Source organism: Staphylococcus taiwanensis (assembly GCA_020544305.1).
Taxonomy (GTDB): Bacteria; Bacillota; Bacilli; order Staphylococcales; family Staphylococcaceae; genus Staphylococcus; species Staphylococcus taiwanensis.
The window spans coordinates 1,131,664-1,143,593 of record CP058667.1 but is presented as its reverse complement, the minus strand read 5'-3'; the positions used below and the strand labels follow the sequence as shown (position 1 = coordinate 1,143,593).

At 31.7% G+C, this 11,930-nt stretch carries 13 protein-coding genes; 1 reads left to right on the top strand and 12 read right to left on the bottom strand.

The genetic code is table 11. The features are described 5' to 3' along the window. The 4 genes from HYI43_05455 to HYI43_05440 form a co-directional block, all read right to left on the bottom strand. On the bottom strand, window positions 1-597 hold the full coding sequence (locus HYI43_05455; protein ID UDI78008.1) for a DUF4479 domain-containing protein: 597 nt from the start codon (window positions 595-597) through the stop codon (window positions 1-3). A 20-nt stretch (window positions 598-617) separates the two neighbouring features. Then, entirely contained in the window at window positions 618-1,475 is an 858-nt protein-coding gene (locus tag HYI43_05450) for a DUF1444 domain-containing protein (GenBank protein UDI78007.1), read from the bottom strand. Between the two features lie 128 nt (window positions 1,476-1,603). Further along, window positions 1,604-1,915: a thioredoxin family protein gene (locus HYI43_05445; GenBank protein UDI78006.1), complete on the bottom strand. Its 312-nt coding sequence runs from the start codon at window positions 1,913-1,915 to the stop codon at window positions 1,604-1,606. A 10-nt stretch (window positions 1,916-1,925) separates the two neighbouring features. Further along, window positions 1,926-2,999, bottom strand: a complete 1,074-nt coding sequence (locus tag HYI43_05440) for a M42 family metallopeptidase (protein UDI78005.1) — start codon at window positions 2,997-2,999, stop codon at window positions 1,926-1,928. An 85-nt stretch (window positions 3,000-3,084) separates the two neighbouring features. Here HYI43_05440 and HYI43_05435 point away from each other — a divergent pair, with 85 nt between their 5' ends. Further along, entirely contained in the window at window positions 3,085-3,402 is a 318-nt protein-coding gene (locus HYI43_05435) for a PepSY domain-containing protein (protein ID UDI78004.1), read from the top strand. 81 nt (window positions 3,403-3,483) lie between these two features. Here HYI43_05435 and HYI43_05430 read toward each other — a convergent pair whose 3' ends face one another. The 8 genes from HYI43_05430 to HYI43_05395 form a co-directional block, all read right to left on the bottom strand. Further along, complete coding sequence (locus tag HYI43_05430; protein UDI78003.1) at window positions 3,484-4,305, bottom strand: MBL fold metallo-hydrolase; 822 nt, start codon at window positions 4,303-4,305, stop codon at window positions 3,484-3,486. Between the two features lie 260 nt (window positions 4,306-4,565). Further along, window positions 4,566-5,216 carry a tRNA (guanosine(46)-N7)-methyltransferase TrmB gene (trmB, locus tag HYI43_05425; protein UDI78002.1) on the bottom strand — a complete coding sequence of 217 codons (651 nt, stop codon included), beginning with the start codon at window positions 5,214-5,216 and terminating at the stop codon, window positions 4,566-4,568. Between the two features lie 13 nt (window positions 5,217-5,229). Further along, window positions 5,230-6,021, bottom strand: coding sequence for a phosphotransferase family protein (locus HYI43_05420; protein UDI78001.1), 792 nt, complete (start codon window positions 6,019-6,021; stop codon window positions 5,230-5,232). Window positions 6,022-6,482: 461 nt separating this feature from the next. Beyond that, a complete protein-coding gene (gene dat / locus HYI43_05415) occupies window positions 6,483-7,331 on the bottom strand; it encodes a D-amino-acid transaminase (GenBank protein ID UDI78000.1) in 849 nt (282 codons plus the stop codon). 3 nt (window positions 7,332-7,334) lie between these two features. Next, window positions 7,335-8,744: a dipeptidase PepV gene (pepV, locus tag HYI43_05410; GenBank protein UDI77999.1), complete on the bottom strand. Its 1,410-nt coding sequence runs from the start codon at window positions 8,742-8,744 to the stop codon at window positions 7,335-7,337. A gap of 152 nt (window positions 8,745-8,896) precedes the next feature. Continuing rightward, window positions 8,897-9,322, bottom strand: coding sequence for a YtxH domain-containing protein (locus tag HYI43_05405; GenBank protein ID UDI77998.1), 426 nt, complete (start codon window positions 9,320-9,322; stop codon window positions 8,897-8,899). Between the two features lie 20 nt (window positions 9,323-9,342). Then, a complete protein-coding gene (locus HYI43_05400; GenBank protein UDI77997.1) occupies window positions 9,343-10,035 on the bottom strand; it encodes an rRNA pseudouridine synthase in 693 nt (230 codons plus the stop codon). Beyond that, window positions 10,032-11,669: a polysaccharide biosynthesis protein gene (locus HYI43_05395; protein ID UDI77996.1), complete on the bottom strand. Its 1,638-nt coding sequence runs from the start codon at window positions 11,667-11,669 to the stop codon at window positions 10,032-10,034. The genes HYI43_05400 and HYI43_05395 overlap by 4 nt, the downstream gene beginning before the upstream one ends. Window positions 11,670-11,930: the final 261 nt, after the last annotated feature.

Here is an 11,930-nt window from a genome sequence, read left to right as displayed (position 1 = left end):
TTATTCAAAAAACGCTTTACCTACTTCGTAATCATCTGAAAGAACCATAATTCCTTTTTCTTGAGGTGCATTTGGTAAGTTCAATTCTTTCATAGAACAAACCATGCCACTTGAAGCTACACCACGCAACTCGGCATCTTTTATTACCATACCGCTTGGCATCACTGCACCAACCTTAGCTACAACAACTTTTTGTCCCGCTTCAACATTAGGCGCACCACATACAATTTGTAACTTTTCTGAACCAACATCAACTTTTAGAATACTAAGTTTATCAGCATCTGGATGTTTTTCTTTTGTTTCAACATATCCAACTACAAATTTAGGTGATAAATCTGCATCTAATTTGTAATTAATGCCTTCTTTATCTATTAATTGTTGAATAGCATCTATGTGCTCACTAGTAAGTTTAATATGTCCATTGCCTTCAATTTTAAAATAATTAGAGAAATTAAAAAGGTTAAACCCTACTATGTTATTATCTTGTGAGATAGTTACAACATCACCATGTGTATGATAGTCGAAATGACCTTCAGTAGGTTCAATTTGTAAAAATGCAACATCCCCTACGCCTTCTTTATTATAAAATAAATTCATTTAAATGCTCCTTTATTACTTTATTTCTTTTTATTAAACTTTTTTCGATTAGCTTCCAAACGTTGAATAACATTTGGATCGCGCTTCTGCTTATTATTCTTTCCTAAAATAAAGATTGGTTCAAAATGACCTTTTTCATAACCAAAGGAAAGTGATGTGATAGGTACTAAACCTTTTGTGAAAAATTCCATAGTTAGATGTGCCATTACGTCATAACCAGTTTTATTGCGAATATCCGCAATAACTAAAACATCTTGATGTGGCACAGCAACCAACATTTCACCTTCACATTGTTGATAGATATCATCTAAAAATTTCGTATTTAAGATACGACTGGCATCGTAACCATCGTTAGAATTAACAAAGTAAAAGATATTCCCTTTTACTTCATCAGTTTTATATTTATTTTCAAGTTTACGAATATTGAATAAAGACATTTCTTTAACTTGTTGTTCAGTTAAGCCAAGAGATTCAAGCATACTTTCATCAATCAATCGGTATGATTTGCCTAAATCAAGTGCATAGTAAATATTTGTTTCTGCAGTATGTTTTTCTATAATAAATTGATGGCCTTCTTTTGTTTTTTTATCGAAACTTGTCGCACGAATGACAGGCATTATTTGGATATCTTTCATTTTATCTATGCTATTATCAGCCATTTGTGCGATGGCTTCCTCAACATAATAAACAATTTCATCGACGATTTTTTCTTTTTGAACTTCATATTTGGCAACAATTGCATTTATTTTTATTGTTACGCCTTTGTGATTGTCTTGTCTATATATTCGTAACGTTTCCTCTTCACGGTCGAATTTAAAGTCGACATCTAAATGATTTAAACGTTGCTTTATTTTATCTCTCATTTGAAAGACATTCATCATTAACACTCCTATATTCGCACCTTTTTTTATTTTACAATAAATAAGTGTTCAGATACAGAAAAATTCAGTCTTTACCTGAATTCAAATTTATATTTAAACGATTAATTTTTCATAAAAAACAAAATTTAAACGTATTGGTTTAAAAATGCGTCAATTTGTTCAATAGATTTACGTTCTTTACCAATATAACTGCCTACAAGTTCACCTTGTTTATATACTAAAAAGCTAGGGATTCCCATAATATCATTTTCAATAGCTAAATCGATAAATTCATCTCTATCAACAGAAACAAAATTAAAGTCAGTATACTTTTTTTCTAATTTTGGTAATTCGGGTTCAATAACACGACAATCTGGACACCATCCAGCTGTAAATTCAAATACCGTATTTTTTTGTTGTAACGATTTAAATTGTTCTTCAGATTCTAATTTAATCATTTTGTTTCTCCTAATCTTGAAATTGTAATAATTTTATTTGTGTATCAGTTAAATTGGTGATAGCTTTTTCTAATAATGAACGTGCTGAAAAGTAATCTCTAATATCAAAGACGGCATTCGTACTGTGAATGTATCTCGCACAGACACCAATGACTGCAGTTGGAATGCCTTGATTTGCTTTATGTATTTCACCACCATCTGTACCACCAGGTGAAATATAATATTGATGATTAATATTATTATCATTTGCTAATTGTAATAGATAATCTCTAAATGAAGGTTGAAGAATCATCGTTCCATCTTTAATACGAATTAATGTACCTCCACCTAGCTCTCCTGATAATTGTTGTTTTCCTTTAATATCATTTGCAGGTGAACAATCAACAATGAATGCGACGTCAGGTTGAATCATTTCTGCTGAAGCTTTAGCACCTCTTAATCCTACTTCTTCTTGCACATTTGCCCCCACATATAAATCAATATCTAGTTCGACATCTTTTAATAATTCTAATATTTCAATTGCTATCACACAACCATATCGATTATCCCATGCTTTAGCACTAAAACGATGTTCACTTAATTGAGTCAATTGTGTATAAGGAACAATTGTGTCGCCGATTTCAACACCTCTATTTCGGACTTCATTGTCACTTTCAGCACCTATATCTAACATTAAGTCTTTAATTTCTGGTGCTGCTTCATTACCAGTTCTAAAATGTTTAGGAATATTAGAAACAACGCCTACCACTCTCTCATTGTTTCTATTTTTCACTTCTAAACGTTGTCCTTGCCAGATATCGTTAGCCACTCCACCTAAGTTGGTGAATTTCAACATACCGTTTGGCGTAATGTCGGTAATCATAAATCCAATTTCATCCATGTGCGCGGCAATCATGACACGCTTTGCATTACTTTTTTTTGATTTTTTCACGCCAAAGAAACCGCCCATATGATTAGTAACAAATTCATCCACATAGGGAGACATTTCTTTTTTCATATATGCACGCACATCTTCTTCAAACCCCGGTGCGCCATGCAGTTCTGTTAATATTTTAATTCTTTCTAAAGTTTTGTCGTTTTGCATCTTATTTACACGCTCCTTAGATGTATTATATCATTTTGAATATGGTACACTAATGATATGAACTTTTTATAGAGGAGTAAAGATTATGATACGCTCACTTTTTAAATATAGCTTAATCCCTTTAGCGTTTGTATTTGGAATTACTACGACAATAGTGATTTATTTTATTTTTGAAAATAACAAAGTTAAACACCCTAACAAGGTTTTAGAGGATGCAAAATCTTATTTCATGAACATTAGAGGTTCGTATATTCTTCATGAGCCATACCTTGATAATGACCTTTACCCAGATAAACTCATTTATCAAGGTGGTATCACTCAAAGCAAGAATAATAAAATAATCGAATATATCTTCTATGCAGATGCTAAAACTGGAGAAGTTTTAAACATAGTAGAATTGTAAAATAACATTTTAAGGTAACATGCAATTATAATAAGTAAACATAAAGTGCTTACTTATTATAATTGCATGTTACCCTTTTTATTATCTCTTAACTTCTTTTTTTATGGTTTTACCATCTCGTTCAAACTTTAATGCAAAATACTTGTCATCATGATAATACAGGAACCAATAATCATTATTTATGAAATATGGGATAAGACGTTCTTTTTCACGTATAGATTGCATTGGATAATCATCATATGCCATTACCCATAAAGGATTCATGTGTGCTCTTGTCGGTAGAATATCTGACATATGCACCGCTTTCTCTCCATCGCTTTCAATTAAAATGATTGACTGACCAAAACTATGTCCTCCAGTGTGTATCATTTTAATACCAGGATAAATCTCAATTTCTTTATCAAATAATAACATGTTAGTTTCATAGGTTCCTCTGTTTTTAGACCAGTATGTAGATTTACTACGTATATTAGGGCTAATAAATTCATGCCATTCATCTTGTTGAACATAATGTAAAGCATTTTTAAATATAGCGTTGCCATCGTTATCTGTTAATCCTGACGCGTGGTCAAAATGCATATGAGACATTAATACCATATCAATATCGTCAACTTTTAAATTAAATCTTTCTAAATCTCCCACAATGTTACTTTCATATTCAACGCCATAATTCTTCAGTTGTTTTTCAGATAATTTATGATTTCCAATACCTGCATCTATAATAATGTTTTTGTCTTCAGTTTGTATTAATATTAGATATGTTAGGTTAGGAACTTGGTTGTTACTATTCACATCGTACTTTCTTGTCCATAGTGGTTTAGGAACTACCCCAAATATAGCACCACCATCCATTTGCACTTTACCGCCATTCAGATAATTGACTTCAAAATTACCTAATCTCATAAATCCCATCCCTCTTTATAAAGACTAATTGCATTATGATAAAACTTATACTTTGACTTGTTTAAACCTTTATCCTAATTGCCAAAAAATAAACGGAGCTAGAACAAAATTCTTTTCGAATTCGTCGCCCTAGCTCCGTAAACATAAATAGAACTGAGAAGAGTTTGGTTATTGTAACTTCTCATCTCAGTTCAGTCGACTACTGCAAATTTGTAATGTGTTTTTTAATTTGATTTTATCTCAGATTCGTTTATTAATAATTAATGATTTAAATGATCATGAAATTTAGCTTCCATACGATAAATACGTGAACCTTTATCAGAGAATTTTTTCTCATACTCAGTTAATATATTATCCTCATCATCTTCATCATGAAGATTCAAATTTAATTTAGTAAAGTACATTCCAAACTGTGACATACTTTCTAAACTAAACGCAAATAATCCTCTATTATCAGTTTTAAAATGTATCTCTCCATCTTTTTTCAAGATTTGTTGATATAAAGCTAAAAAAGTGTGATATGTTAAACGACGTTTTGCATGACGGTTTTTAGGCCACGGATCAGAGAAGTTTAAATAAATTCTTGATACTTCATCATCTTTAAAATACTCGTTTAATTCAATTGCATCGTTACATATCATTTTCAAATTTGAAATATCATGTTCGATTACTTTTTCTAACACTTTGCACATAACGCTCTTTTCGCGTTCCATGGACACAAAGTTAACTTCAGGATGTCGTTTAGCTAAAGTAGTGATAAACTGGCCCATACCTGAACCAATCTCAATATAAATGGGTTGTTCGTTGTCGAACCATTCTGTCATTTTACTAGCATGTGTACCATCCATATCAACTAAATCTGGATGTTCTTTTAAATAATCTTCCGCCCATGGTTTATAGCGCACTCTCATATTTGAAATCTCCTTAAATAAATAAGTTGCTATTCATCACTTCATTTAAAAATTTTAGCCAAGTGTTCATATCTTTAAATCTTTTTTGTTCTTCATACCATTGAACCATACCGATGGATTGGATTACCGTATACCATTTCATACGTTTATTTAAATCGATATTTTCTTCAACACCATAAGTTTTAAACCACTTAGACCATTTTTGTTCGGGAACGTAGTTGTAGAGCAACATACCAATATCTATAGCTGGGTCAGCAATCATAGCACCTTCCCAATCTACTAAGTATAATTCATCCCTATCAGACAATAACCAATTATTATGATTAACATCTCCATGTACAACGGTGAAAAAGCGTGAATCCAAATTTGGAATATGTTCTTCCAAATAAGTTAATGCTTTACGTACAACATGGTGTGTTAATACTTCCCTTGATAAAGAGGCATTAATTTTTTTCAACATTATTGTTGGGGTAATAGGTTCCATTTCCATACGTTTCAACATATTAAGTAATGGTTTAGAACCATGTATTTTTTTAAGTAATTCTGCCACTCTAGTTTGATACATTTCAGATGGTTCTAGCTCTCTACCATTCTTCCAATGTTGAGCTGTAACTACTTCACCAGTTTCAATTCTTTTTGTCCACACTAACTTAGGTACGATGCCTTCCGCTGACAAGGCAGCAATAAATGGATTAGAATTACGCTTTAAAAATAATTTTTGACCATCTTGTTCAGCCATATATGCTTCACCAGAAGCTCCGCCTGCTGAATCAAGTGTCCACCCTAACTGATAGAACTGCTCCAACTCGTTCACCTCACTTTCAATTAGAAAATGGCTCGAGAAATATAGTTTTCAAGAGCCATATATTCTAATTTATTACAAATCGTCGTTGGAAAATACGATCTTATATTTTAAAAATTATTTAAATTTTGATTAATAGGCTAAAAATAAATTTATTAAAATGTTTGTCCCTTTACATTAAAAATTTAATCCCGTTTCTTTTATCACTCAATGATGATTTTATAATTTTTAGCCTTCTTTTTCAACTGAAAATGAGAAACAAAAAGATACATTTTACTAGTTGAAAATAATCGGAAATTCCTTAAATCTTTATGTATCATTATAACACATTATTCTCTTAAAAGTTGTTGAATTTTTAATTAAAGTCTAATAATTATTAATCGATGAAAATAATAAAAAAATAGAGTGTCGTCTCCCATTTAAGGACTCACGACACCCTATTTTAATCAATATCCAATAATGACTTAACTACTTCTTGTTTCAATATATTTATTAAATCCTTCTTGAAGTTGACGTGTAATTGGTCCCACTTTTCCGTCACCAACTACTTCACCATCAATTTTAACGACTGGAGTCACTTCAGCAGATGTACTAGATACAATGACTTCATCTGCATTTTTCAAGAAATCTACAGTAAATGTCTCTTCTTTAAATGGGATATCTTCATCTTCTGAAATCCATTTGATTACTTTACGAGTAATTCCATTTAGAATGTAATTATTAACGGGATGTGTATAGATTGCACCATCTTTAATCGCATACACATTACTTGAAGCACCTTCAGTAACAGTATCACCTCTATGTTGAATAGCTTCACCTGCATTGTATTTAACCGCATATTCTTTGGCAAGTACATTACCTAAAAGATTTAAACTTTTAATGTCACAACGTAACCATCTAATATCTTCAACGGTTGCAGCGTTTATGCCATTTTCTAAATCATCAAAAGGACGATCATAACTTTTAGCAAATGCCATAACAACTGGTTTTACTTCAGGTGTAGGGAAAGAATGATTTCTCGGTGCTACACCACGTGTTGCCTGAATATAGATTCCACCATTTTGGATATTATTCACCTTTAATAATTCACGTACTACGTCAATTAAATCCTCAACCGTATAACCTAAATCAAGTTGAATTTCACCCGCGCTACGAATGAATCTTTCAAAATGCTCCGTAACCGTAAACAGTTTTCCATCATATGCTCTGATATATTCATAAATACCATCGCCAAATACATATCCACGATCTTCAAATGATACTTTAGCGTCTTGTTGATCAACAAATTCTCCGTTAATAAATACTTTAGTCATAGTTTATCCCTCCACACATAGTGAATAAATTGCTTCTAAATAGATGCTTGTTGCGTTGAATAATTGTTTTTTAGTGATATATTCATTCTTTTGATGCATTAAATCCTCTGAATCTTCAAACATGGCACCAAATGCTACACCTTTATCAAGGTTTCTTGCATAAGTACCACCACCAATTGTATAAGGTTCTGACATGTCACCTGTCTGATTTCTGTATGCTTTAACTAGCTTTTGTACAAATGGATCATTTTTATCTACATAATGTGGCTTTTGAATTTTGCCAATTTCAATTGCGAAGCCAAATGATTTAATTTCATTAGTAAATCGTTTAATCGCTTCTTCAAATTCAAATCCTTGTGGGTATCGTAAATTAACACCGAAGCGACCGCCATTTTTATTATCATATTTAATTACACCAACGTTAGTTGTTACATCTCCCATAATTTCAGTGTGGAATTTCATGCCCATTTTTTCACCAAAATGAGATTCATGTAAATAACGATTACTGAAATCTACGAACTCTCTTGCTGTTTGATTTAAATTTAATGTAGCTAAAAAGTCAAGTAAATATAAACCAGCATTAATGCCTAATGAAGGATCCATACCATGAACTGCTTTACCTTCAACAGTTAAGACTAATTCGCCACTATCAACAACACTTTCGCCTTGTAATTTATGTTGATCTAAATATGCTTCAAAATGTTGAACCACATCAGTCATATTTTCTTTAACAAATACACGTGCTTCAACGTGGTCAGGAACCATGTTATAGCGTTGCCCAGATTCAAATGATAATAATTCATAATCAGGTTCATCTGAATCCTCTGATGTTGCATGCTGTACTAAATCGAACGTTGTGATACCTTTTTCACCATGAATTGCTGGAAATTCAGCATCAGGTGCAAATCCTAAAGTAGGCATTTCCTCAGTTTTGAAGTATCTTTCAGTACATTTCCAATCAGATTCTTCATCTGTACCAATAATGACATGAATGCGCTTTTTCCAATCAACTTTCATATCATTTAAAATCTTAATTGCATAGTACGCAGCAATTGTAGGACCTTTATCATCTAATGTACCTCTTGCAATAATGGCGTCATCAGTCACTACCGGCGTAAATGGATCTGAATCCCAACCATCACCAGCTGGCACAACATCAACGTGACATAGCACGCCTAAAACTTCATCACCTTTACCCGCTTCAATTCGTCCTGCTATATGATCTACATCATGTGTAGAAAAACCATCTCTCTGTGCGATTTCATACATATAATCAAGTGCTTTACGTGGCCCTGGTCCAACTGGAGCATCGTCAGAAGCTTGTGAATCATCTCTGACACTCTCAATTGAAAGCAGACCTTTTAAGTCATCGATTATCTGACTTTCATATTCTTGAACTTTTTCTTTCCACATTCGAGATCAACTTCCTTTTCGATAGATATATCTATTATTTTACATAAATATGTCTATAAATTACAGTAAGATGTCAGAATATTTATAGATTTTATAAAAAAAGAGTGAGAAAAATGATTTCTCACTCAAAAACATCTTAGATATTATGAAATTTAGTCTTTATCTTCTAATGCATTATTATTATTTTTTAAATCTTCTTCAGTCACAACTCTTAAGTTATTATTAACAGTTGCGCCACCCTCATCATCGAATTTACCTTCCTGAAGAGAATCTTCTTTATTAGAATCTAAATTTGTAAATTTAGTTTTTTCTTCTTCTAAAAATGATTTAGGATCATTTTTTAAGCGATTAGCATAATCTTGAGGGTTATTTCTAACTTCTTGGAAAGTCTCACTTGCTTTATTACCAAGTTGACTAGCTAAGCCTCTTGCATTTTCTTTATAACCTTCTGGATCTTCTTTGTATTTGTTGTATTGCTCTTTTAATTTATCTCTGCTTTCTTTACGAGATAATACTACTGCTGCCGCTGCAGCGCCAACTCCAGCAACAATTCTTAATAGACCTGTACTTTTAGCCATAGTTAACACCTTCTCCTTTGTTAATGCTGTATATGTTTCAACTCTTCATCTGAGAGCAATCTATACTCACCAGGTTGAAGATTTTCATCTAACGCTAAATTAGCGATTTTAAGACGTTTTAATTCTAATACCTCATTTTCAATAGCATGAAACATTCTTTTTACTTGGTGATATTTTCCTTCGTAAATTGTAACATGTGAAATATTATCTTCTATTTTAACTAATTCTGCTGATTTTACAGGACCGTCTGATAATTCAATTCCCTTTTCAAAAGCAATAACATCATTATCAGTAATCTCATATTTAGAAGTAACCTCATATGTCTTTGAAACATGTTTTTTTGGATTCATTAATTCATGATTAAATTGGCCATCATTAGTAATTAATAATAATCCTTCTGTATCTTTATCTAATCTGCCTACTGGAAAGATATCTAAATATTGATATTCAGTAATTAAATCAATTACCGTTTGATTTAAATCATCATGTGTTGCTGAAATAACACCTTTAGGCTTATTCAACATAATATAAATATGTTTAGTATATTGAACCATTTTCCCATCAACGCTTATAGTGTCTATTTCAGGATTAATTTGTTGTTTAGGTGATTTTTCTATGTGGTCATTAACTGTGACTTTTCCTTTTTTTAAAAGTAGTTTAACTTCGTTACGTGTGCCTAAACCCATATTAGCTAAAAATTTATCTAATCTCATCTAAGGAACCATATTTTATTACGAATTTTGCCTGGTAATTCACCTAAGAATTCATCTGCCAAGCGGTTTTTAATTGTGATAATACCATAAACTAAACCACCAACAATGACACCGATAATTAAGATAATTAAAGCAGCAAATTTACGATCCACTGGTATAAATAAACTTAAAATAAAGTATACAACCTCAACACTTATCATCATTATTAAGCTATATATAAAGATTTTGGCCACTTGAACAAACGTGTCTGTAAATTGATATTTAGCATAGACCTTAAGAATCATTAAATTTGCTACATTTGCTACTGTAAGTGCAATTGCTGTACTTAAGACAGCACCAGCTGTATGGAACAACATAATTAATGGAATATTTAAAATGAGTTTTACTACTACTGATCCGATAATTACAAATACTGTTAATTTTTGTTTATTGATACCTTGTAACATTGATGCCGTTACACTTAATAATGAAATTAAAATTGCAACAGGTGCATAGTAAAATAAAATTTTATTCCCATCTGGATTATATTGATAGAACACTGTATATAATGGTGAAGCTAAAGCCATAATTCCAAGACTCGCTGGAACTGTTATGTACATAAGGACACCAATTGAAGTTTGTATTTGACGATGCATTTCAGTTAATCGACCTTCAGCAAATGTCTTGGTAATGAAAGGTATTAAACTTACAGCAAATCCTGCTGCTAAAGAAGTTGGTATCATTACTATTTTATTTGTTGTAAAGTTTAAAATAGTAAAGAAATAGTCTTTATTACCTAGAAATCCTGCTGCATCAAGTGCATTATTGTGCGTAAATTGATCTACTAGATTAAATAATGGGAAATTTAAACTTACAATAACAAAAGGAATACTATAAGAAATGATTTCTTTATACATTTTAGTATAAGACACTTCTAAACCAGTGTTATCTGATTGAACCATTCTTTCAATATGTGGCTTACGTTTTCTCCAGTAATACCAAAGCGTTAATAATCCACCAATCGCACCTATAGCAGCTGCAAAAGTTGCCACCCCATTGGCTTGTAAATATGAGCCATGAAATACGTTAAGTACTAAATAGCTACCGATCAATATAAATACTATTCTCGCGAGTTGTTCTGTTACTTCAGAAACAGCTGTTGGTCCCATTGATTCATATCCTTGGAACACACCTCTCCAAGTTGCTAGTAAAGGAATAAATACGACTACCATACTGATGATTCTAATAATCCAAGTGATATCATCGATGGTCCATCCACCCTTACCTTCTTTTCGACCTAGAGTAAGTGCAGCTATATCCGGTGCCAAGAAGAATAATATTAAGAAACCAATTATTCCAGATATCGACATTACTATAAAACTAGACTTATAAAGCTTTTGTCCAACTCTATATGCTCCTAAAGCATTATATTTAGCAACAAATTTAGAGGCTGCTAATGGAACTCCAGCAGTAGCAACTGCAATTGCTATATTGTAAGGAACATATGCGTAGTTAAATGGCGCTAGTTTTTCCTCCGCATCGGCACCCATTATTGCGTAAAAAGGAATTACAAAAAGCACTCCTAAAATTTTGGTAATAAGTATACTTAAAGTAATTAGAAAGGTACCTCTTACCATTTCCTTATTTTCACTCATATTTAATCTTCCTGCCTTTTTAATAATCAAATTATTTAGTTTAAATTCTGCTTTTTCTAAGGGCTTGCATTACTATAAAATATATCACAAAATACTTGTTGTTTCCCATTACTTTAATAGTTTTAATAAAATAAATTTTACAATTTACTGAATGAACTAATAATCTATATAGTAATGAACTAAACTTAAATTATAACTAAGTTTGTGTAGAATTCAAATCTGTTTTCAACTATAGTAATATCATTAATAAGTATATGTGGA